The organism is Campylobacter sp. JMF_15 NE4, assembly GCF_027737645.1.
In the GTDB taxonomy this organism is placed as follows: domain Bacteria; phylum Campylobacterota; class Campylobacteria; order Campylobacterales; family Campylobacteraceae; genus Campylobacter_B.
The window spans coordinates 674,251-697,658 of record NZ_JAOVTY010000001.1 but is presented as its reverse complement, the minus strand read 5'-3'; the positions used below and the strand labels follow the sequence as shown (position 1 = coordinate 697,658).

The 23,408-nt window shown below is 41.5% G+C and carries 22 protein-coding genes; 20 read left to right on the top strand and 2 right to left on the bottom strand.

The features are described 5' to 3' along the window. Nucleotides 1-11: 11 nt before the first annotated feature. The 12 genes from aroB (at nucleotide 12) to tgt (ending at nucleotide 11,413) form a co-directional block, all read left to right on the top strand. Nucleotides 12-1,046, top strand: coding sequence for a 3-dehydroquinate synthase (gene aroB / locus OFN98_RS03560; protein ID WP_270874553.1), 1,035 nt, complete (start codon nucleotides 12-14; stop codon nucleotides 1,044-1,046). Beyond that, nucleotides 1,043-2,710: a mechanosensitive ion channel family protein gene (locus OFN98_RS03555; protein ID WP_270874554.1), complete on the top strand. Its 1,668-nt coding sequence runs from the start codon at nucleotides 1,043-1,045 to the stop codon at nucleotides 2,708-2,710. The genes aroB and OFN98_RS03555 overlap by 4 nt, the downstream gene beginning before the upstream one ends. Continuing rightward, nucleotides 2,711-3,949, top strand: coding sequence for a tRNA (N(6)-L-threonylcarbamoyladenosine(37)-C(2))-methylthiotransferase MtaB (gene mtaB, locus OFN98_RS03550; protein ID WP_270874555.1), 1,239 nt, complete (start codon nucleotides 2,711-2,713; stop codon nucleotides 3,947-3,949). Then, nucleotides 3,912-5,702 carry an AAA family ATPase gene (locus OFN98_RS03545; RefSeq protein WP_270874556.1) on the top strand — a complete coding sequence of 597 codons (1,791 nt, stop codon included), beginning with the start codon at nucleotides 3,912-3,914 and terminating at the stop codon, nucleotides 5,700-5,702. The genes mtaB and OFN98_RS03545 overlap by 38 nt, the downstream gene beginning before the upstream one ends. 7 nt (nucleotides 5,703-5,709) lie before the next feature. Further along, nucleotides 5,710-6,240 (top strand): molybdopterin adenylyltransferase, encoded by a 531-nt coding sequence (gene mog / locus OFN98_RS03540; protein ID WP_270874557.1) that lies wholly within the window; start codon nucleotides 5,710-5,712, stop codon nucleotides 6,238-6,240. 2 nt (nucleotides 6,241-6,242) lie between these two features. After that, nucleotides 6,243-6,560, top strand: a complete 318-nt coding sequence (locus tag OFN98_RS03535; RefSeq protein WP_270874558.1) for an HMA2 domain-containing protein — start codon at nucleotides 6,243-6,245, stop codon at nucleotides 6,558-6,560. A 219-nt stretch (nucleotides 6,561-6,779) separates the two neighbouring features. Continuing rightward, nucleotides 6,780-7,142, top strand: coding sequence for a hypothetical protein (locus tag OFN98_RS03530; protein WP_270874559.1), 363 nt, complete (start codon nucleotides 6,780-6,782; stop codon nucleotides 7,140-7,142). A 9-nt stretch (nucleotides 7,143-7,151) separates the two neighbouring features. Continuing rightward, nucleotides 7,152-7,451, top strand: coding sequence for a Cys/Met metabolism pyridoxal-phosphate-dependent enzyme (locus OFN98_RS03525; protein ID WP_270872019.1), 300 nt, complete (start codon nucleotides 7,152-7,154; stop codon nucleotides 7,449-7,451). Continuing rightward, entirely contained in the window at nucleotides 7,448-7,816 is a 369-nt protein-coding gene (locus tag OFN98_RS03520; protein WP_270874560.1) for a YtxH domain-containing protein, read from the top strand. The genes OFN98_RS03525 and OFN98_RS03520 overlap by 4 nt, the downstream gene beginning before the upstream one ends. Then, nucleotides 7,806-9,980, top strand: coding sequence for a heavy metal translocating P-type ATPase (locus tag OFN98_RS03515; protein ID WP_270874561.1), 2,175 nt, complete (start codon nucleotides 7,806-7,808; stop codon nucleotides 9,978-9,980). Before OFN98_RS03520 ends, OFN98_RS03515 begins: the two co-directional genes overlap by 11 nt. Continuing rightward, nucleotides 9,970-10,266: a hypothetical protein gene (locus OFN98_RS03510; protein WP_270862364.1), complete on the top strand. Its 297-nt coding sequence runs from the start codon at nucleotides 9,970-9,972 to the stop codon at nucleotides 10,264-10,266. The genes OFN98_RS03515 and OFN98_RS03510 overlap by 11 nt, the downstream gene beginning before the upstream one ends. Next, complete coding sequence (gene tgt / locus OFN98_RS03505) at nucleotides 10,256-11,413, top strand: tRNA guanosine(34) transglycosylase Tgt (protein WP_270874562.1); 1,158 nt, start codon at nucleotides 10,256-10,258, stop codon at nucleotides 11,411-11,413. The genes OFN98_RS03510 and tgt overlap by 11 nt, the downstream gene beginning before the upstream one ends. A gap of 5 nt (nucleotides 11,414-11,418) precedes the next feature. On the opposite strand, the gene OFN98_RS03500 is transcribed toward tgt, so the two are convergent. Both OFN98_RS03500 and glmS read right to left on the bottom strand, forming a co-directional pair. Further along, nucleotides 11,419-12,315, bottom strand: coding sequence for a hypothetical protein (locus OFN98_RS03500; protein WP_270874563.1), 897 nt, complete (start codon nucleotides 12,313-12,315; stop codon nucleotides 11,419-11,421). A 65-nt stretch (nucleotides 12,316-12,380) separates the two neighbouring features. Continuing rightward, nucleotides 12,381-14,204 carry a glutamine--fructose-6-phosphate transaminase (isomerizing) gene (gene glmS / locus OFN98_RS03495; RefSeq protein WP_270874564.1) on the bottom strand — a complete coding sequence of 608 codons (1,824 nt, stop codon included), beginning with the start codon at nucleotides 14,202-14,204 and terminating at the stop codon, nucleotides 12,381-12,383. 135 nt (nucleotides 14,205-14,339) lie between these two features. Between glmS and mqnE the strand changes: the two genes are divergently transcribed. Genes mqnE through metG form a run of 8 tightly spaced genes read left to right on the top strand, consistent with a single transcriptional unit; the run spans nucleotide 14,340 to nucleotide 23,377 of the window. Then, on the top strand, nucleotides 14,340-15,428 hold the full coding sequence (gene mqnE, locus OFN98_RS03490; protein WP_270874565.1) for an aminofutalosine synthase MqnE: 1,089 nt from the start codon (nucleotides 14,340-14,342) through the stop codon (nucleotides 15,426-15,428). Between the two features lie 3 nt (nucleotides 15,429-15,431). After that, entirely contained in the window at nucleotides 15,432-16,652 is a 1,221-nt protein-coding gene (locus tag OFN98_RS03485) for a potassium/proton antiporter (RefSeq protein ID WP_270874566.1), read from the top strand. Next, nucleotides 16,636-17,931: an NCS2 family permease gene (locus OFN98_RS03480; RefSeq protein ID WP_270859161.1), complete on the top strand. Its 1,296-nt coding sequence runs from the start codon at nucleotides 16,636-16,638 to the stop codon at nucleotides 17,929-17,931. The genes OFN98_RS03485 and OFN98_RS03480 overlap by 17 nt, the downstream gene beginning before the upstream one ends. Nucleotides 17,932-17,943: 12 nt before the next feature. Continuing rightward, nucleotides 17,944-18,393, top strand: a complete 450-nt coding sequence (locus tag OFN98_RS03475; RefSeq protein ID WP_270859160.1) for a phosphoribosyltransferase — start codon at nucleotides 17,944-17,946, stop codon at nucleotides 18,391-18,393. Between the two features lie 23 nt (nucleotides 18,394-18,416). After that, on the top strand, nucleotides 18,417-19,571 hold the full coding sequence (locus OFN98_RS03470; protein ID WP_270874567.1) for an MFS transporter: 1,155 nt from the start codon (nucleotides 18,417-18,419) through the stop codon (nucleotides 19,569-19,571). Next, nucleotides 19,549-20,757: a hypothetical protein gene (locus OFN98_RS03465; protein ID WP_270874568.1), complete on the top strand. Its 1,209-nt coding sequence runs from the start codon at nucleotides 19,549-19,551 to the stop codon at nucleotides 20,755-20,757. Before OFN98_RS03470 ends, OFN98_RS03465 begins: the two co-directional genes overlap by 23 nt. A 25-nt stretch (nucleotides 20,758-20,782) precedes the next feature. Beyond that, nucleotides 20,783-21,457, top strand: coding sequence for a pilus assembly FimT family protein (locus OFN98_RS03460; protein WP_270874569.1), 675 nt, complete (start codon nucleotides 20,783-20,785; stop codon nucleotides 21,455-21,457). A 24-nt stretch (nucleotides 21,458-21,481) separates the two neighbouring features. Then, nucleotides 21,482-23,377, top strand: a complete 1,896-nt coding sequence (metG, locus tag OFN98_RS03455; protein WP_270874570.1) for a methionine--tRNA ligase — start codon at nucleotides 21,482-21,484, stop codon at nucleotides 23,375-23,377. Nucleotides 23,378-23,408 lie beyond the last annotated feature (31 nt).

Sequence of the window (23,408 nt, the reverse complement as noted above, 5' to 3'; positions counted from 1 at the left end):
GGGGTTAGAATATGAAAATTGATATTGATTTGAAAGAGAAAAGTTACGGCGTTTTTATCGACGAATTAGCCAAAATTTCACTTCCTGGCAAGGTCGCAATCATCACAAACCCCAAGGTTAGCGGGCTTTGGCTCTCGTATTTGTTGGAGAGATTGGAGTGTGGGCAGAAATTTATCATCACAATTCCTGATGGCGAAGAGTATAAAAATCTATCCAGCGTCGAGCAAATTTTAGAGCAACTTTTTAGCTCCAAACTAGATCGCAAAAGCACGCTAATAGCACTTGGCGGTGGCGTGATTAGCGATATTACGGGGTTTTGCGCTAGTATTTATGAAAGAGGAATAAATTTCATAAATATCCCAACCACGCTTTTAGCCCAAGTAGATGCTAGCGTAGGCGGAAAAACAGGCGTGAATAACCGCTTCGGCAAAAATTTAATCGGCTCATTTTATCAACCACGCGCCGTGTATTGTGAGAGTAAATTTCTCTCAACCCTGCCAGCGCGCGAATTTGGCGCAGGTGTGGCGGAAGCTGTGAAAATGGCGGTTACATTTGATAAAGAGCTATTTGAGTATTTTTGCGAGCATGATTTGAAAAATGAGAGCGAAGTAGCCCATATCATCGCAAAATGCGTGGAAATAAAAGCCGGTGTCGTGGCGAGAGATGAGCGCGAAAACGGCGTGAGAGCGGTGCTAAACTACGGACACACCTTCGCGCATGTGATTGAGAATTTGACGAATTATTCTGTGTATTTGCACGGCGAGGCTGTGGCTATTGGTATGGTTATGGCAAATGATTTGGCTGTAAGACTTGGCAAACTAAGCGCAAACGAAGCAGAGAAAATTCGCGCGCTGCTTGCTAAATTCGGACTTCCGCTAAGCTACAAAATCCAAAATGTAGATAAATTTTACGAAATGTTTTATTTGGATAAAAAAAGCGCCTCAGGCAAGATAAAATTCATCATGCCAAAGGGAATTGGTGATTTTTTCGTATCTGATGATATCGATGAAAATCTCGTAAAATCGACATTAAGAGCGTTTCAATGAATAAAATTTTAACTCTTTTTTTATTTTTTGTTTTTGCTTTTGGCGAGGGAAATTTAAGCGAAAATTTAGCAGAGCAAAATTTAAGCTTATCAGAGCAAAACAGCTCCGCCACTAGATTAAATAAAGAATATGTCAATTCGAGCGAAAGTGCTGATGTAGCGATGATTGCTCCGCTTGGCGAGCAGATTAGGGCGATTGATGAGGAGATCAAAAACAATCTTTGGGTTAGCAGATTTGCGAATTTCATCGGTTACCAAGAGCTTTTAAAACAGCAAAAAATCCTGCAAGATGAGCAAAAATCCCTAAACGACGCGGACGAGATCAACGAAGTAGGCAAAAAACTTCGCGCCGTAAATGAGCAACTCTCGCTTTTAAAAGAGTATGAAAAAAGCCCATTTTTGGACATTGTCGCTATGCCAGAGACCTCAGAACCAGAGCGTGTGAGCAATCCATTTTCGATAATCACGGGCTTTTCGACGATTCGAAATTTGCAAGAGCAAAAATTAGAGCAAAAACGAAAAATTGAAAATTTAAAGGTTTTGATAGAAAAACTCGAAACCAAGGCCGAATTATACGCCAAAGTGGAGAAAATTTCCCCAGATGATAAACTCATCAAAGATTACGAAAATTTAAAATATGAAATCGGCGAATTTAGCTCTGCTTACGAGCTTGCTGGGACGACTTATGATGTGTATGAGAAAAAAATAAACTCCCAAATCACCGCGCTAACTGCCGATATCACGGCGCAAATCAAGCGTGCTGGAAATATCCTTATATGGATTGGCATAGTTTTGGCGTTGGCGTTTTTAGCCAAATTTATCGCCAAACGATATGTCATAAATGACGAAAATTTCTACCTTGTCAATAAAATCATAAATGTCATAAATTTCACCATTATCGTGCTGATTTTGCTATTTTCGTATATTGATAACATGACGCATTTTGTCACCGTGCTAGGCTTTGCTTCGGCTGGTTTGGCGATTGCGATGAAGGATATGTTTATGAGCTCGCTTGGCTGGCTTGTAATCGTATTTGGCGGCACATTTAGGGTAGGGGATCGCGTCAAAGTCTGCAAAAATGGTGTCGTGTATGTGGGCGATATCATCGATATTTCCGTGCTTAGAATGACGATTTTCGAAGATGTTACGATGACTACATGGCGAGAAAACAAACGCGCCGGCAGGGTTGTATTTATACCGAATAACTACATTTTTACAGATTTGCTGGCTAATTATACGCACTCTGGGTTAAAGACCGTTTGGGACGGCATTGATATCTTACTCACATTTGATAGCAATCATAAAAAAGCTATGTATATCATCAAAAACATAGTCAGGAAGTATTCGAAAGGCTACACCGATATCGCCAAAAAGCAAATGTCAAAACTCCGCTCTCAATACAGCATAAAAAACCCAAATGTCGAGCCTAGAATTTTTAGCTTTTTTGAGCCTTATGGTATTCAAATTTCGGTTTGGTATATGACGAATTCATACGCTACTTTGGGGCTTAGAAGCAATATTTCAAGCGAAATTTTAGAAAGCTTACAAAAAGAAGATGATATCAAAATCGCTTACCCAGCTTACACGCTTTACAACGGCAAAACTTATGGCGCAAACAAAGCGCCAAATTTCGAGCCAAACGAGCCACCTATGGGGGAAGTATAGGTGAGGGTGTATTTTAAGACCTTTGGGTGTCGCACGAACATTTACGATACTGAATTAATCAAAAAAATGGTGCAAAACGCGCAGATTGTGGGCGATGAGAGCGAAGCAGATATCATTGTGGTAAATTCATGCACCGTTACAAACGGCGCAGATAGCGATGTCAGAGGCTATATCTCGCGTATGAATAGGGCTGGAAAAAGGGTGATTTTAACAGGTTGTGGCGTATCTAGTCAGGGGCAAAATTTGCTAGCAAAAAATCAAATTTTTGGCGTTTTTGGTATGAGTCAAAAGGCCAAAATCGATGAGTATTTGCGCGCAGATACGAAATTTTACGATATCGGAGATTTGGAGTATAAAGAAAGTAGCGTGCTCGGCGATTTTGAGAATCACACGAAAGCCTTTATCAAAATTCAAGAGGGTTGCGATTTTTCGTGTGCTTACTGCATAATCCCCTCTGTAAGGGGGCGCGCGCGCTCTATTGATGAGAATTTGATTATAAATGAGGCGCGAAATTTAGCCCAAAATGGTTTTAGCGAAATCGTCCTAACTGGCACAAATATCGGTAGCTATGGCAAAGATAGCGCCACATCTCTTGGGGCTTTGTTGCAAAGGCTTGGCAGCCTTTCAGGCATAAAGCGCATTAGGCTGGGTTCAATCGAGCCAAGTCAGATTGATGAGAGTTTTCGCGAAATTTTGGGCGAGAGCTTTTTGGAGCGACATTTGCATATCGCTTTGCAGCACACTTCGCAGACTATGCTTAGCATTATGCGTCGCAGAAACACGGCGTTTAGGGATTTGGAGCTGTTTTTGGAGCTGGGCGAGATGGGCTTTGCGCTAGGCACTGATTTCATTGTAGCTCACCCAGGCGAGAGCGAGGAAGTCTGGGGCGAGGCGGTTGAGAATTTCAAAAAATTCCCGCTTACGCACCTGCACGCCTTTATTTTCTCTCCACGCCGGGGCACAGCTTCTGCTTCGATGAGTGGGAGGATTAATGGCGAAGTGGCGAAAGCTAGGCTTAAAATGCTTAAAAATATCGTAGCGTTAAATAATTTCGAGTTTCGCAAAGCGCGAAAATCGCCACTTTCGGTGCTAGTAGAGCGCAAAAACGGCGAATTTTTCGAAGGATACGATGAGTTTTATAATAAAATTTTGATAAAAAGCGAAAAAGATTTATCTAAAAAATGGGTAAGGATAGAAGATTATGAAGTCAAATTTGAGTCAAATGTGGCAGAAATTTAAGGCAAACAAGCTAAATTTGATCCTTGTGTTTTTGGGATTGCTTATCGTTTTGCTTAGTATTGTGTATTTCAAAGATGACGCGCAATACATCAGCGAGCGCGAATTTAGCGAGCTTATGCAAAGGGATTTGATCAAGCGAGCCCATATCGAGGACGGCGCGCTAAATTTCATTTACGAGGGCAAAAGATACCGCATTTTAGCCGATATCGTCGATCTCAAAGAGCTAGCAAATCACGCAGTTATCAGCAAATCGCACGGCAATGGTGGCGAAATGACAATCAGCGCGATTTTGGTGATTTTCACTTTTGCATTTTTTCTTTTTGTCTATTATTTCGAAACCGTGCTTTCGCGCCGTAAAAAAGGGCAAAATTTAGCTTCGCAAGCCCAAAATACTGCGCCGCAAAATTTCGCACCAAACTCATTTGAACCAGTTAAAAGCGATGTGAAATTTAGCGATATCGCAGGCATTAGCGAGGTCAAAGATGAGCTAATCCAAATCGTAGATTTTCTAAAAAATCCGCTCAAATACCAAAAATTTGGCATAAAACTTCCAAAAGGCGTTTTGATGATAGGGGCTCCTGGTGTGGGAAAAACGCTAATTGCAAAGGCCGTAGCCGGCGAGGCTGGCGTGCCGTTTTTTTACCAAAGTGGGGCGAGTTTTGCTGAGATGTTTGTCGGAGTGGGCGCAAAGCGCGTCAGGGAGCTCTTTGCCAAGGCAAAATCCTGCGCGCCTGCGATTATTTTCATTGATGAAATCGACGCTGTGGGCGGTAAAAGGGGCATTGGGCGAAATGACGAGAGAGAGGCTACGCTCAATCAGCTTCTAACAGAAATGGACGGATTTGAAGAAAATAGCGGTGTAATGGTCATCGCCGCGACGAATAAAATTGATTTGATCGATGAGGCTCTGCTTCGCTCTGGCAGGTTTGATAGGCGCATTTTTATCTCACTACCAAACTACAAAGACAGGATTGAAATTTTAAAAATTTATCTTGCGGATAAAAAATTTGATTTAAATATAACCAAGGTTAGTCGCCTTTGCGTGGGATTTAGCGGGGCAGGCGTGGCGACATTTGTCAATGAGGCTGCGATGAAGGCATTAGAGAGGGGAAGCGATAAAATCGAGCTAATAGACTTCGAAAATGTGCGCACAAAGGTATTTTATGGTGTGCAAAAAAGCCAAATTTTAACCGAAAACGAAAAAGAAATCCAAGCATTTTATCAGGCTGCAAAGGCGCTAATCGCGTATTGGTATTCGATGAATTTCGATAAAATCGAGCTTTTAAACGATAAATTTTTAAACGATGATTTCGAAATCCGCTCCAAAACCCAAATGCTAAATCAAATCAAAGTCCTACTCAGTGGCACAGCAGCCCTTGCGATACACAAAAACGACGCCTTTACAAACGGCTCAAACGATGTCAAAGAGGCTACCGAGCTGGCGCAAAAAATGGTCTATGAATACGCTATGGGGGATAGTTTCGTGCCAAATCCAGCCAGCGTCAATGAGATATTAAATTCGTGCTTTGAGGATGTGGGCGAGACGCTTCGTACTATGCAAGAGGCTCTAAATTTGATAGCGAAGCAAATTTTTGTTTATGAGTATATCACTCACTCTGGCGTGCGCTCGATTTTGCAACCAGAGCTTGATGAGGACGAGGAAAATTTGGGCGAAGAGCAGGGCGAAAATCACAGCGAAATTCATAGCGAAACACCTGCGCCTAGAAGTGATAGATTAAATTTCGATGATTAGGAAAAATATGCAAAAAAAGGTAAAAATAGGAATTTTAACCATTAGCGACCGCGCTTCAAGCGGGGTTTATGAAGATCTTGGCGGCCCAGAGATAAAGCGCATAATGAGCGAGTGGATAGAGGGCGAGGTGGAATTTGACTACCGCATAATCGCCGATGAGCGTGCGCTAATCGAGAAAAGTTTGCGCGAAATGTGTGGTAATGGGTGCGACGCTGTATTTACCACAGGCGGCACAGGTCCAGCCCCGCGCGATGTCACGCCAGAAGCTACCGAGGCAGTGTGCGAAAAAATGCTACCTGGTTTTGGCGAGTTAATGCGCGCTGTGAGCCTAAAATATGTCCCAACCGCCATTTTATCGAGGCAAACGGCCGGTATTTACAAAAACTCTCTTATCGTAAATTTGCCGGGCAATCCAAAGGCGATTTTGCAGTGTTTAGAGCCGATTTTCCCGGCGATTCCATACTGCATAGATTTAATCGGTGGCGCTTATATCGAGGTAAGCGATAAAATCACGGCCTTTCGCCCAAAAAAGAAATAAAAATGCAAATTGAGAAAAACGATATTTTAAATTTCGCCAAATATTTTACCAAAATCGCCCACACAAGGGGGCGTTTGCGAATTCGCGTAAGCCCCAAGATTAGGGAGATTAGCGGGGTTAGCGAGGCGGAATTGAAGGCAAAAATCGCTAGTATTAGCGGGATAAAAGAGTATAAATTTAACCCGCTAATTGGCTCTTTGACGATCTTTTATGACAGCGAAATTTTTAAGCCCCAGCTGTGGGAGGAGTTTTTATCTGGGCGGGTTTCGCCTGAGCTAATTTCGCTTGTAAATTCTACGGCTAATGATATTTGCTCTTAAAATTTCCATAATTAAATGAAAATCGTTTTTATAAATTCAGCTAATTTTATACAAAAATATTCTATTATTTCACACTAAAAATTTGATAAATTTATCGTTTAAAACGCCTTAAAATTTTGATTTTAAGGCATTTTTTCGTAAAATCAAATTTTTATTTTTTATAATTATGATAGCAAAAATCATAAGTATGTAAATTTCAAAATTTTAAAAGGAGAAATTATGCCGATTAGATTTTTTTTAGGTTTAGTTTTTGGCGGGGCTAGTGTCTATGCGCTCACAAATCGCAAAAAAATCGCACAAGGTCTTAGCGAGCTTGCCAAAAGCGAGGGCGCAAAAAAGCTAAAAGATAAGGTAAAAAGTGCGAGCGATGGCGTCAAAACCACGCTAAATAAGGCAGGAGATGAGATTAGCGAGAAATTTAAAAACGCAAAAGGCGAGCCAGAAAAAACTGCTAATGAGCCGAAAAAATCCGCGAGTAAAAAAAGCACCGAAAAACCAGCGAAAAAACCGCGCGCGAAAAAATCAACCACCCCTAAACCACGCGCCAAACGCGCAGACACTGCGACTGAGACGCAAATTTAAGGTTAGGGTATGAATACAAAACTAACTTTGTCGCGCTCGCCAATCGATAATGCCCTAAGTGGTGCGCTAGCTGGGGCGATCGCTGGGGCTGCGAGTGAGATTGCAAATGTCAAAAAAGGCAAAAACAAAAAGCAGGCCATGCGCGACGGGCTAAATTCGGCGCTTCGTGGAGGCATCATCGCAGGTGGGGCGATTTATAGCGCAAACAAACTAGTCCAGGGCGAGTATTTGGGGGCGCTTGTGGGCGCAGTTTTGGCGACATGCGCGCTAGAAATGAGCGAAAATTTAATCACAAAGGAAGAAAAATGAGCAAAAAAAAGATTTCTAAAAAAGAGTTAAAACAAATTTTAAAATATTGCGAAAACAGCGCAAATGGCGAGCTTGGCGAGCTATCAAAATGGATAAATAGCGCACTTGGTGGCAAAAAATCCAAAAACCTTTCAAATTTTGCTAGGCTAAATCAATTAGGCAAAAGCAAATTTTTTAAGAAAAATTCATTTCTAAATGGCGCAATTTTGGGCGCTGCGGTTGTGTATTTTTTCACTAACGAAAATGCGCAAACAAACCTTTTTAAATTTATCGCAAAGGGCTCAGAGCTCTTTGAAATGGGGATTGAGGAGATGAAGGAGCGTTTTTTGGACGCAAAAGCGCAAATGAGCGAAAATGAAATTTGAGATAAAACACGAGTGTGCGGGGCGAATCAGGCTTAAAATTTGCGCTTTTAAAAATTTAAATGAGGGCGAATTTTTAAAAGAAATTTCAAAATTTGGCGGTGTTAAAGAGTGTAGATTTAACGCTAAAATCGGCGCTTTGATTATAAATTATGACAAAAATTTTGCTAGGTTAGCTTTCAAAAATACTGCCCGCAAAGGCAAGGGCGAGAGTGAGGGCTCCCGCAATAGCGCAAATTCCCGCAAGAGCACAAATACTAGCACTCGCGACGAGTTGATAAAGCACCTAGCGAATTTAGACTTAGCCAAATTTAAGCGCGCCAAAAAGCGCGAACGCTCACATGCCCCTAGCAAAAACGCTTTGATTGTCTCAGCCGCTGCGCTTGGGGCGAATTTTTTCTTTCGAAATTCAGCATTTGTGCGACTTTTTAGCTTGATTGCTTGTTTGCCGCTACTTAAAGAGGGGGCAAAAGAGAGCCTAGCGCATGGACTAACTTCTAAAACGCTTGAAGCTTTGGCTGTGGGGATCTCCTTTGGCAGGGCCGATACTTTCGCGGCAAATAGCACAAATACAATGCTAGCCCTTGGCGAGTATATGGAAGAAAGCACCGTTTATAAAAGCGATGATTTGATAAAAGAGCTAGCCAAACCTGATATTAGCGAGGCGTGGGTTGAGGTAGAGCAAAACGGCGAAAAAATCGAGATGAAAATCCCAGCCAAAGAGCTTAAAACAGGCGATATCGTCGTGGTAAGATCTGGCGATATTATCGGTGTAGATGGCCATATTTTAAGCGGAGAGGCGCTGATTAATCAATCCTCCATGACAGGCGAAGCCTTGCCAGCGCGCAAAAGTAGGGGAGATATGGTGCTTAGTGGGACGATAGTCGCTGAGGGGGCGATTAGGATTTATGCCCAAAGTGTGGGCGATGAAACATCTGCGCACAGTATCAAAAAATACATCGCAAACGCACTCAAAGAGCGTTCGCAAATCGGCGCGCGTGCGATGAGGCTGGGCGATAAGCTGGTGCCTATTACCTTTGGGCTAGCTGGGGTTTCGTATCTGATAAATCGAAATTTCACTAGCGTTGCCTCTGTTTTGCAGGCTGATTATTCCTGTGCGCTCAAACTCCCAACGCCAGTTGCCTTTAAATCGAGCATTTCAAAGGCTGGCAAGGCTGGAATTCTCATAAAAGGGGCGAAAGCCTTAGAAAGCCTTGGAGCTAGCGATACTTTTGTCTTCGATAAAACAGGCACGCTCACACACGGGAATTTAGAGGTCGTAAAAATCATATCCTTTGATAAAAATTTCAGCGATAAAGACATTTTAAATTTGACGGCGAGCGCCGAGGAGCACTATTTCCACCCAGTCGCCCAGGCTATCGTTGAAGCAGCCAAAAAGCGCGGATTTATCCATGTCAGCCACGATGAGGTCGAATTTGTCGTAGCGCACGGGGTGAAGACAAACATAGAGGGCAAAATTTTAATCATTGGCTCGAAGCATTTTTTACAAGATGATGAGATGATAGATTTTTCGCCGTTTAAAAAACGGATTGAAAATTTAGAAAATCGCGGTCTTTCGCTACTTTTCATCGCATTTGACGGCAAACTTTTGGGCGTGATTGGACTGCGCGATAGACTTCGTGATAATGCTAAATTTGTGATTTCCCAGCTTCGCAAAATAGGGGTCAAACAAATCATAATGCTAAGTGGCGATGTGAAGCAAAAAGCCGATGAAGTGGCGCGCGAGTTGGGGCTTGACGCGGCGTATGGGGAGCTTTTGCCGACGCAAAAAACCGAGATTATCAAAGATTTGCAATCGCGCGGGCATAAGGTTACATTTATAGGCGACGGCATAAACGATGCTCCTAGCCTAATGGCGGCAGATGTGGGGATAGGTATGCCTAGCTCTGCGCATATTGCAAAGGCGAGCGCGCAAATTTTGCTTTTGAAAAACGATATCGAGGGCGTGGCGAAAATCAAAGCCGCAGCAGATGATACGCTAAGGCTGATTAGGCGGAATTTTAACGCTACCGTTGGGGTAAATTCGGCGATTTTGCTTTTGGCTACGCTTGGGATTTTAAGCCCGATATCCACGGCGATTTTGCATAATGGCACGACGATTGCTCTGCTTTTAAATTCGATAAAAGGGGCTAAATTTGAAAAGTAAGGATAAAATTTTGGATTTGCAATTTCAGCGAAAACTAGCCAAAAACAGCCTTGCAGTGAGTATGGGAATCTGCGCGTTTAGCGGGTTTAAAAAGGGCAAGGCATGGCGCAAAATCCACAAAATAAGCGGAATTAGCATGCTTGGATTTGCGATTTGGCACGCAAGTCTGTATGGCACGAGATACAGCGAGTATTTAAGCGGACGCAAAAATTTCAAAAACTCTAAAAAAGGCAAAAACTTTGGTAAAATAGCGCAAAATTTACCAAAGGAAAATAATGAAATTTAAAATAGACGCAAAAGACGGCGCAGCGCGCGCCTGCACCCTAGAAATGGCGCACGGCGTGGTGCAAACGCCGATTTTTATGCCTGTTGGCACAGTGGGTGCTATCAAAGGCCTAGACGCGCACGATGTGAGCGAGATACTAGGCGCAAAGATAATCCTAGCAAACACATATCACATGTATCTGCGCCCAGGAGCTGGCGTGGTAGAAGAGTTTGGTGGGTTGCATGGATTTAGCAAATTTGGCGGAAATTTTCTAACAGATAGTGGCGGTTTTCAGGCATTTTCACTGCGGGCAAACACCAAAAACGACGAAAACGGCATAAAATTTAAAAGCCATATTGACGGAAGCACGCATTATTTCACGCCTCGCTCTGTGATACAGACGCAATACGCGCTAAATTCGGACATTATGATGATTTTAGATGATTTGGTCGATTTGCCACGCAATCCAAACGAGCTTGAAAGCGAGGCTAAAATTAGGCTAAAAAAGCGCATTGATTTGAGCGTGAAACGCACCATAAAATGGGCAAAGGAAGCGGTGGAATTTCACAGCGAAAATAAGGCGCGCGGATCTCACACTCACCAAAATATCTTTGGCATTATTCAAGGTGGCACGGATTATGAGGCGCGAAAAGAGTGCGCGCTCGCACTTTGTGAAATGAGCTTTGACGGGCTTGCAATCGGCGGATTGAGCGTAGGCGAGACAAACGAGCTAATGTATGATACGGTCGAGGGGGTCATGCCTTTTATTGATGAAAACAGACCGCGCTATTTAATGGGCGTGGGCACACCAGAGGATTTGGTCGAAAATGTCGCGCGGGGCGTGGATATGTTTGATTGCGTAATGCCTACACGAAATGCGCGTAATGGCACGATATTTACAAGCAGGGGCAAATTTAGCATTAAAAACGCCTGTTTTGTCCATGACCATGGACCGCTTGATGAGGAGTGCGATTGCTACACTTGCAAAAACTTTTCGCGCGGGTATTTAAACCACCTATTTCGCGCGCACGAGCTGACATTTTACCGATTAGCAAGTATTCATAATCTGCATTATTATCTAAATTTAGTAAAACAAATGCGTGAAGCGATAATGCGGGGCGAATTTGCTAAATTTAGGCTAAATTTTTACGCCAAAAGAGCCAAATAAAACGCCTAAACAAGGCGTTTTATCAGCAAAAACGAAAGTATATAAAGTGGCGCGATAACAGCACAGATTGCGACATGCTGCCACCAAATCAAATCAGGGTTAATAAAGCCAAAAAATCTGTTTAGCACATTTGCGCTAAATACAGCCACGAAATCCACAATCAGGGCTAAAATGAAGAGTTTGACCCCTGTTTTTTTGCTGAGATAAAAAAATGCCTTGGCTTTGTAAAAATACGCGCAAAACCCCAGCACGCCTAGCGCGCACAGCACGCCAAGGCCGTATTTTTGCAGCCCAAAGAAATTATTCATTTCTGCTAGTGCGACAATCAAAGCTAGGATAAAAAATAGATTAAATGAGTTGATTTGGCGTTTGGCGTATAGATCGTGTGTGGCGACTGCAAGGCCGTTGAAAGCCAAATTTAGCGGTATTAAATAGGCAAGTAGCCAGATAAAAACTATGGTTAAATCTACGCAAATTCCAATCGACGCATGGTTTATAAATCCCAAATTTGCGCTATTAGCGAGCAAAAATGAGATTATTTCGCCTTTGAAAAACATTAATCCCCCAGCGAAAATCAGTGGCAAAATGCACGAGAGAATTCCGTGTTTGCGTATGAAATTTGAATAAATTTTGCTCTCTAAATTTTCGTTTTGTTTAGGCTCGATTTCGACGAATTCGAAATTTACCTCTTTTTTGAGAAACGAAGTCTCGTCCTGTGGCTCTGGGCTTACGCCGTCTTTTATGTATTTGATAAAAACTGCTTTGTCTTTTTCGGCGATGAAGCTTACAAAATCGCCGATTTTTAAATTTTCGTCGTGGAAATCAAAGGTAGAGTAGGTGTATCTTTTGCCATCATCGCCTAAGATTACAGATTTGTTTAGAATTTGTCCTGCAAGTTTCATAAAAACCCCGTGAAAGTGAAATTTCACGGAATTTTATAAATTTAAAGTAAATAAATATTTAAAATTTATTCTACGGTTACACTTTTTGCCAAATTTCGTGGCATATCCACATCGTTGCCAAGGCGGACTGAAATTTCAAGCGCCAAAAGCTGTAAAATTATCATCATTTCGAAAAATTCAGCCATCGGGCTGGTTTGGTCGCTGGTTTTGATAAAATCATCTGCTAGGTCAAATTCCTTTGGACTAATGGCTAAAATATACGAATCCCTAGCGGCAAGTTCTTCGACATTGCTTTTGGTTTTTTCATACAGCAGGGATTGTGGCATTAGCGCGATTGTGAAAAGGTGTTCGTCAGCCAGCGCGATTGGGCCGTGTTTCATCTCGCCACTTGGATATCCCTCAGCGTGGAGATACGAAATTTCTTTTAGTTTGAGCGCGCCCTCTAATGCTAGCGGATAGAAAATATCCCGCCCGATAAAGAAAAATCCATGTCCGTGCAAATAATGCTTGCTAAGGCGGTAAATTCGCTCTTGCAGGCGCGGATTTATTTTTAAAATTTGCGGAATTTTAAGCATTGTTGAAATTTGCTCGTTTTGCTCATTTTCGCTGATAGTTTTACGCAGTCTTGCAGCATAGACGCTTAGCATCCATAGCACCATGACCTGCGTAGCAAAGGCCTTTGTGCTTGCCACACCCTTTTCGATACCAGCGCGAGTTAGGATTACACTGCCTGCTAAGCGCACGATTGAGCTGTTATCGACATTGCAGATTGCTAGGGTTTTTAATCCTGCTTCTTTGGCGATTTTTAGGGCTTCTAGGGTGTCGGCTGTCTCGCCACTTTGGCTAATTACGATAAAAAGCGCGTTTGGGTTTAAAAACGGCTCTTTGTAGCGAAATTCGCTAGCGATTTCGATTTTGGTGCGAATTTTGGCTAGTCTTTCGAAAAGATACGCGCTAACTAGCGCAGCATGGTAGCTCGTGCCACACGCACAAATCATAATCTCATCTACACCCTTAAACAAATCAGGCGAAATTTCATCAAATTTAATATCCCCAGCCTTTATCACGCGCCCCATCATGGTCTCTGTGATGACTTGGGATTGTTCGTAAATCTCTTTTTCCATGAAAAATCTATAACCCTCTTTTTGCGCGTAGCCCTTGTCTTTCGGAAGTTCGCCGTAGTTTGGAGAGATTTTTTTGCCGTTTTGATATACGCTGATTTCATCGCTATTAGCCACGCCATACACACCGTCATCTAGGTAGGTAACCTTGCTAGCTAGTCCGATTAATGGCGCGTCTGATGAGCTAAACAAAACTTCACCGCTCTCGCCAAATCCCACGATTAGTGGGGCTGCGTTTTTGGCGAAAAATACCTTCCCAGGCGCTGCTTTTGTGATCAAAAGTGTCGCATAAGCCCCGTGCAAACGCGCAATCGTAGCCTCGTAAGCCTTAAATGCGTCGGCGTGAATTTTATAGTATTTTTCAAACAAATGCACGATGACCTCAGTGTCTGTTTGGCTCAAAAACACCACGCCCTCGCTGCTAAGCTCATCTTTTAGCTCTTGGTAATTCTCGATAATTCCATTATGCACCACAAAGCTAAATTCGCCAAAATGCGGGTGAGCGTTTAGCTCGGTCGGTTTGCCGTGCGTCGCCCACCTAGTATGCCCGATCGACACGCCAAAACACTCGCTGCTAAAATCAGCCATTTTTTCATCTAAATTTTTTAGTTTTCCAACAGCCTTAAAATATGTAATATTCGCATTTTCCATGCCCTCCATAATAGCGATTCCAGCGCTATCATAGCCTCTGTATTCAAGCTCTCTTAGACCATTTAGGACGATATTTTTTTTCTCTTTATTTCCGATATATCCTACGATTCCGCACATTTTTAAATTTTATTCCTTCCAGTTGAAATTCGCAAAATTATAGTAATTTTTCGTAAATCGTTAGAAAATTATCAAAAATTAGCTAATTTAAATTTTAAAAGTTATATAATCAGCGTTTAAATTTTAGGAAGTTTTATGGAAATATTAAAAAAATTAGAAAATAATGAAAGATTAAATTTCGATGAAGCGACCAAATTGTGGGACTTAGACCTTTTCGACCTAGCTAAATTTGCAAACGCAATCCGCGAGCAAAAAAACGGCAAAAAGGTGTTTTTCAACTCAAATCGTCATATAAATCCTTCAAATTTGTGCGCTGATACCTGTAAATTTTGCGCTTTTTCGGCTCATCGCAAAAACGAGAAGCAATCTTACACAATGAGCAAAGATGAAATTTTGGGCATAGTGGCTGATACTGTGGAGAGAGGCACCAAAGAGGTGCATATCGTAAGCTCGCATAATCCAAATTTAAAGCCCGAGTGGTTTTTTGATTTATTTAGCTCGATAAAAGCCAAATTTCCAAATTTGCATATCAAAGCAATGACCGCAGCCGAGGTGGATTTTTTCAAACGAAAATGGAAAATGCCTTACGAAGAAACGCTAAAAAATATGATTGCTAGTGGCGTAGATAGCATGCCTGGTGGCGGTGCTGAGATATTTGATGAGGGCGTGAGGGAGCAAATTTGCAAAGGAAAGGTAAGCTCGGCAAACTGGCTAGAAATCCATAAAATTTGGCATAAAATGGGCCGCCAAAGCAACGCAACTATGCTTTTTGGCCATATTGAAAATTTCGCTCACCGCACAGATCACATTTTGCGAATTCGCGATCTTCAAGATGAAACTATTGCAAACGAAAATGGCGGCGGATTTAACGCATTTATCCCGCTTGTGTATCAAAGAGAAAATAACTATTTGCAGACGCCTAAGGCTATGGGTTCGGCTGAGGTTTTAAAAACAATCGCAATCGCTCGAATTTTGCTAGATAATGTCGCGCATATCAAGGCGTATTGGGCGACTTCGACGCTAAATTTAGCCTTAGTGGCGCAAGAATTTGGCGCAGATGATATCGACGGCACGATAGAGAACGAAAGTATCCAAAGCAGCGCAGGCGCGCAGAGCAAAAAGGGTGTGAATAAAAAAGATTTTATCGATTTAATTCAAACTGCCGGATTAATCCCCGTCGAGCGCGATAGTTTGTATAACGAACTTCAAATTTATGCGAGTTAAAAAATGGAAATTTTACTAAGCAGTCTGAATTTATATATCATCGGTATCGGTGTTATACTTTTTATCAGTGTTTATGCTAGTAAAATTTCAGAAAAAATCGGGCTTCCGCTTCTGCTTGTGTTTTTGGGTTTTGGTATGCTACTTGGTAGTGAGGGCATTGTGGGCATCGAATTTGACAATCCGCATTTGGCACAAGCTGTGGGGACAATCGCCCTTGTTTTCATACTTTATAGTGGCGGATTAAATACCAAATTTGAACACATTAAAAGCGTTATGGTAAGCGGGGTTTTGCTTGCTACTATCGGTGTTTTATTAACTGCTTTGATAATGGCGGTTTTTATACATTTGGTTTTGGGTTTCGCGCCACTTCACGCACTTTTACTTGGCTCGATTATATCTTCGACGGACGCAGCGGCTGTGTTTATGATTTTGCGAAGTCAAAAAATCAAGCTCAAAAATGGCTTAAATGAACTTTTGGAGCTAGAAAGCGGCAGCAACGACCCTATGGCGATTTTTTTGACAATTGCTATTTTAAATTTGATAGTTTTAGCCCAAGATACAACGATAGAAAAAATGCTAATGCACTTTTTCTTGCAGTTTGCAGTGGGCGGAGTTTTGGGCATTGCGTTTGGGTATTTGTTCCCTAGAATTTGCATAAATTTACGCCTTATGCAAACAGGACTTTACCCGCTAATTAGCATTGCGTGGCTACTTATAATGTTTGGGCTAAGCTCGCATTTGGGCGGTAATGGATATTTAAGCGTCTATATGGCTGGGGTTTTGGCGAACAAATACGCATTTCCAAACAAAGAAAATATCATAGCATTTCACGAAGTGATTGCGTGGATGATGCAAATCGTCGTATTTTTGACCCTTGGGCTTTTGGTTTTTCCATCAGACCTGCCTCAAATCGCGCACAATGCGATTATTTTGTCGCTGGTTTTGATTTTTATAGCTAGGCCAGCTAGCGTTTTTATCTCACTTATCAAAAGCAAATATTCCAAATTTGAAAAATTTTATATTTCGTGGGTAGGGCTAAGGGGCGCAGTTCCTATCATACTTGCGACATATCCTTATGTCTATCATTTAGAGGAATCTCATATTATTTTTAATATCGTTTTCTTTATGGTTTTAATCTCGGTTTTAATCCAAGGAACGACTATAAATTTTGCAGCAAACAAACTAAATATCACTGAAAAGGACGGCGATGACTTCGTTATTTAAGTTAGAAGAGAACAAAACTTCTATCAAGCAAGAGTTGAATGCGGGAATTACCACATTTTTGGCTATGATTTACATAGTGCCTGTAAATGCTATCATTATGAGCCAAACAGGCATGCCATACGAGGCGTTAGTTACTGCAACTGCGCTAATTACGATATTAGCGACGCTTTTTAATGGCTTTTTTGCAAATACGCCTGTCGCACTTAGTGTGGGTATGGGCTTAAATGCGTATTTTACATTTGGGCTTTGTATGGGGGCACAAATTCCATGGCAAACAGCCCTTGGAATCGTGTTTTTGAGTGGATTTTTATTTACTGTTCTTTCATTTACAAATTTCCGAATTTGGGTTATCAAATCAATTCCGCTTGATTTGCGTCGCGCCATAAGTGCTGGTATCGGCGCATTTATCTGCTTTATCGGGCTTAAACAAATGGGCATTATCGTAGCCGATCAAGCTACCCTTGTCGCTCTTGGCAATTTGCGTGATCCGCTTGTTTTGCTTGGTCTTGGCGGACTTACTATCATGATTTTGCTTTTTGTTTTGCAGGTAAAAGCTTCGTTTATTTTGGCGATTTTGATTACCTCTGTGATTGCATGGGTTTTTGGGATCTCGCCTAAACCAGAGGGTATCATCTCGCTTCCTGCTTCAATTTCGCCGATTTTTGGACAGCTTGATATCATGGGCGCGCTAAAACTCGCGTTTTTGCCATTTATCATCACATTTTTTGTAACTCACCTTTTCGATAGTATCGGCACGCTAACTGGTGTCGGAAATAGGGCGAAAATTTTTAGCGATGAAGATCCTGAGGGTATGAAAAAACTAGCGCGAAATTTAACTGCCGACGCTGTTGGCTCAGTAGGTGGCGCGATAGTGGGCACTAGCACGGTTACAGCCTTTGCAGAAAGCGCAAGTGGTGTCGAGGCTGGTGGTCGCACTGGTCTAACTGCTGTGTTTGCGGCGGTTTGCTTTATTTTGACGCTATTTATGCTTCCGCTTTTTAAAGCGATTCCAAGCAACGCGATTTATCCAGTTTTGGTAATGGTTGGAATTTTGATGTTTAGCGAGCTTGGCAAGCTTGATTACAGCGATATTGGAATTTTAATTCCGGCGTTTTTTATCGTTATGCTTATGCCTTTTACATATTCGATTACAAATGGTCTAAGCTTCGGATTTATTAGCTATTTGCTTGTGCGCTTGGTGCAAAGAAGGTTTAGCGATATAAATTTGGGCGTTTTGGTGCTAGCAGGAATTAGCGCGCTGGTATTTATTTTGCATTAATAAGGAGAAAATATGAAATTTTACAGCTTCGAAGAACTTGATAAAGATAGTAGAATCATTGCCAAACAAGTGCGTGATAGCTTCGCGCCTGACGCGATTGTAGCGATTGCGCGTGGCGGGCTGACATTTGGTCATGCGCTAGCAAACGCCCTTGATATGAGGACGATTTTTTCGATTAACTCTATCCATTATGCAGATACACAAAAGCTCGATACAATCGATGTTTTCAATATCCCTGATTTGGAACTTTATAAAAGAATTTTGCTAGTCGATGATATCATCGATAGTGGCGATAGTATGGTCGAAATCAAGCGTGTTTTGGAGGAAAAATACCCAAATGCCGAGATTAAAACAGCGGTGATTTTTTACAAAAGCAAGGCACTAATCCAGCCTGATTTTAAAATCAAAGAGACCGATGAGTGGATTAACTTTTTCTGGGAAAATTACAAAATAGAAGAGTAAATTTTAAAATTTAGAAGTGGGCTGTGAAAAATTTTAATTTTTTGATTTTATATTTTTGTGCGGTTTTAGCAATGTGCATTATGTATGCGCCACAGCCCCTGCAACCGCATTTCGAGCAAATTTTAGAAATTTCAAAATTTAAAGCCTCGCTTTTTACCACTGCGATTTTAGCCCCGCTTGCATTTGCTTCGATAATTTATGGCTATATTTTAGAAAAAGTTTCGATTAAAAATGTCCTAGTGGGGGTGTTTTTTATATTTGGCGCGAGCGAAATTTGCTTTGCTTTGGCGGATAGTTATGAAATTTTGCTTACTATTCGCATAATCCAAGGCTTCATCGTCCCAGCGGCCCTGACTGGGATAATGAGCTATATCTCCCAAAGCGCAAACAAACAAAACCTAGCCAGCGCAATCGGTGCGTATGTGGGTATGACGATAGCTGGGGGATTTATCGGGCGATTTTTGAGCGGATTTTTTACCGATTTGTTTGGGTGGAGATTTTTCTTTTTTGTGCTTGGAGCGCTTGCATTTGGCGTGAGCGCGCTACTTTATAAAATTTTGCCTGTGATTAAAATCAGCCTTGTAAAGCCTAAAATTCGCAACATAGCCCAAATTTTATCAATTCCGCGAAATATCTATATTTTTTGCGCGATTTTTGGTATGTGCTTTGTCTTTCAAGCTACGCTAAATGTTTTGCCATTTGAGTTAAAAAGGCTTCTTGGCGAATTTAACGGCTCGAAAATCGGCTTTATGTATTTTGGCTATATTGTGGGAGTTTTTATTTCCTTTAATGTCGCGCGAATTGCAAATTTTTGCAAGGGTCCGACAAATGCGATTATGATAGGGTTTTTGATATATTTCATCGCGCTTTTGCTTTTGCATGTGGAGAGTTTCGGCGTGATTTTTGGCTCTATGATAGTGTTTTATTTCGGCTCGTTTATGGCGCACTCGGTCGCCACTGCGCATGTCAATAAAAAGGCCACCGCTCACAAGGGCATTACAAACGGCCTTTATATTAGTTTTTATTATTGTGGCGGGGCTTTGGGGAGTTTTGTGCCTGGATTTTTGTATGATAGCTTTGGCTGGGGAGCCTTTTTAAGCGCGCTTTGCGTGGTGGTTATGGCGTCGATATTTTTTATATGGAAACTAAAACGATATGAGCTTAGAAAAATTCATTAAAAACGAAATTTTAATCCTAGCGATTTTGTTTTGTGCTGACGCGCTTTTTTTGATTTACGCCATATCAAATTTAAGCATAAGCTACTACGAGGCTGAAATTTTTTATAACCAAAACAGCCTAACTTCGCTCATAGCAAATGTTTCGTGCAAAATTTTCTCTCAAAATGATTATGCGCTAAGGGCACCTTTTTTGATTTTGCATTTCATAAACTGCGCCTTGATTTATAAAATTTCAAAATTTACTCTAAAACGCAGATTTGATAGACTTGTCGCAACTGCGCTATTTATGGGGCTTCCTGCTTCGATGAGTAGCGCGATTTTGCTAAATCCAGCAGGCATTATTATCTTTGCTACGCTTTTGGCATACTATTTTGCCAAAACCAAAAACTGGGGCGCACTTATCGCTGTTTTGGTGCTTAGTGCCTTTATTGATAGGGCGTTTTTTATGCTTTATATCGGTTTTGGAATTTGGGCTTTGAGATCTGGGAAGCGAGAAATTTTCGTGCTAAATTTGGCGCTTTTTGTATTTAGCATAGTCTTTTACGATATCGGCACGCAGGGCAAACCGCGCGGGTATTTCCTAGACGCTCTTGGCGTATTTGCAGGGGCATTTTCGCCTTTTGTTTTTTTGTTTTTTGTCTATGCGATTTATCGAATTTGGATTAAAGAAAACAAAGATTTGCTTTGGTATATCGCTACTAGCGCGTTTTGTTTGGCACTGATTTTTTCGCTTAGACAGCGTGTGGCTATGGAGATGATGCTTCCATACTGCGTGATTGCGACGCCACTAATCGTGCGGGTCGTGTTTAATTCATACAGAGTAAGGCTCCCTCGATTTCGCTCTTTTCACAAATTTGCGCTTGGCGTGAGTTTGTTTAGCTTGGTTTTTAGCTATTTTTCTGTGATTTTTAGCGACGCGATGTATGTGGCGTTTTTTCAAAATCGCCCTAGCAAACATTTCATTTATAAATTTGATGTGGCAAAAAATTTAGCTAATGAGTTAAAAAAGCGCGGGGTTGCAAGCGCGCTTTGCGATGATGAGCAAATGCAGCTACGGCTTAAATTTTATGGTATAAACAAAGGTTTTGACGCCATAATAGAGGAAAAAAATGAAAGAAATTTCGATCAAAGTATTGATATTTATAAACTAGGCGTTCAAATTGCGAAATTTTATGTTAAAATATAGCGAATTTTTATGAAAGGTAAAAATTATGAGAAAAGGTTTTACATTAATTGAACTTGTTTTTATTGTGGTTATAGTTGGGATACTTGCAGCGGTTGCAGTTCCCCAAACAGAGCGAAATGCCCTAGTCGAAGCGAGCGATCAGCTCGTATCACACATACGCTATACGCAACAATTAGCGATGTATGATAATAAATTTGACGCAAATGATCCTAATTGGTTTAGAAGAGTTTGGAGAATACAATTCCATAATGACAATTCCGGTAAAAACGACGGTTGGAAATATACTGTTTTCCAAGATACTTCTAATGCGCTTACCAATCAGCCAAATTGCGGAGAGCCTTATGACTGTGTTGCCAGAGATCCGCAAAATCCAGCTAGACTTTTAACTGCTGGTTTCGCTGGTCAAACCTTTAATAATAGAGGCGATTTGATAAATAACAAAATGTTTTTACAAGGCAAGTATGGCATTGTAAATATTCGATTTACGGCTGGTTGCGCTAATGTGCAAACAATCTCGTTTGATCATATCGGACGCCCAATGGGTGCATTACAAGCTTCTGCTACGCCGTATGATAGGGTGTTTGTCGAGGATTGTAATGTAACACTTACAAATGACGCTGGCGATAGCTCTGTTATAACTATACGCCCAGAAACTGGCTATGTTTCATATCAGCTAAGTGGCGCAGATATCAGCCAATAATATAAACTCAACCCAAGGAAAAAAATGAAAAAATACATACTAACGCCTATTTATTATGTCAATGATGTCCCGCATATCGGGCATGCTTATACTACGATTATCTGCGATACTATGGCTAGATTTTATCGTTTGCAAGGGCATGAGGTTATCTTTAAAACTGGCACGGACGAACATGGTCAAAAAATCGAAGAAGCCGCTGCTAAACGGGGCAAAACACCGCAACAATACGCAGATGAAATCAGTGCGAAATTCAGAGAATTATGGGATAAATTTGAAATTTCTTACGATATGTATTCAAGGACGACAGATAAAAACCACGAAATAGGCGTGCAAAATGTATTTCGCAAAATGTATGAAAACGGCGATATTTATAAGGGTGAATACGAGGGGAATTACTGCGTTAGTTGCGAGAGTTTTTTCCCGTCAAATCAGCTAATAGACGGCGAATACTGCCCTGATTGTGGCAAAAAAACTAGAATTTTAAAAGAAGAAAGCTATTTTTTCAAACTCAGTGCTTATGGCGATAGGCTCTTAAAATGGTATGAGAGCGATAAGTGCATTTTGCCTTTGGGTAAGAAAAATGAGGTTATAAGCTTTGTAAAAAGTGGCTTAAAAGACCTTTCTATCACACGCACAGGCTTTGATTGGGGGATTAAAATTCCAAGCGAACTAAAAGATGATAAACATGTGATTTATGTCTGGTTAGACGCGTTGATGGATTATCTCACTTCCATAGGTTATGGTGTAGATGACGCTAAAATGGACTTTTGGGGCGACACGCTTCATATAGTCGGCAAGGATATTTTGAGATTTCACGCTGTGTATTGGCCGGCGTTTTTGATGAGCCTAAATTTGCCTATGCCACGCACTATCGCAGCGCACGGCTGGTGGACTAGGGACGGACGCAAAATGAGCAAAAGCTTAGGCAATGTCGTAAATCCTGCCGAAGTGGCTGAGGCTTATGGTTTGGAGCAGTTTAGATACTTTTTGCTCCGTGAGGTGCCGTTTGGTCAAGACGGCGATTTTTCGCAAAAAGCTATCATTAGTCGCATAAATTCAGAACTTGCAAACGAACTTGGAAATTTATTAAACCGCATTATCGGTATGAGCGCGAAGTATTCGGCAAATATCATAAACTCCAAAGATGTCTTAAAATACTACACAGATGAGATAAACGAGGCAAATGCTTTGATAAGCTCGGCAATCGCTCAACTTGAAGAAGTCGCGACAAATCGCTATTTAGAGGAGCTTTGGAAGGCTCTTGCGCTGGCAAATGGCGCGATTGCAAAATACGAGCCGTGGAATTTGATAAAAAATGGCGAGAGCGAAAAGGCAAATGCGCTTGTGGCGCTTGTAGCCAATATTTTGGCCAAAGTTGCTGTGCTTTTAAGCCCTGCAATGCCAAAAACTGCGGATAAAATCGCCTCTGCGCTGGGATTTAAAATTTCAACTGAAATTTACGAAAAACTCTGTCTTCGTGGCGAGTTATTGGATTATAGCGCGAGTGCGTGCGAGCCGCTGTTTGCGAAGGTAGAAAGCGAGCTTATGAGCAGACCAGAGGCAAGCGCTGAGCCTAAAAAAGAAGAAAATGCTGAGGCGCAGATTAAAATCGATGATTTTGCAAAATGCGTGATTAAAGTAGGCAAGGTCTTGGAGTGCGAAAATATCGAGGGCAGCGATAAATTGCTAAGATTTATGATTGATTTAGGCGAGGAAGCTCCACGCCAAATCATCAGCGGTATCGCTAAATTTTATAGTCCAAAAGAACTAATTGGCAAACAAGTCTGCGTCTTAGCAAACCTAAAACCAGCCAAAATTTTCGGACACATTAGCCAAGGTATGATTTTAAGCGCGGAAGACGGCAAACTTACGCTTCTTGGCACACATGGCGAAGTAAAAAACGGCGCGCGAGTAGGGTAGGTTTGTGCTGTTTATCTCCCAAATTTCGGCA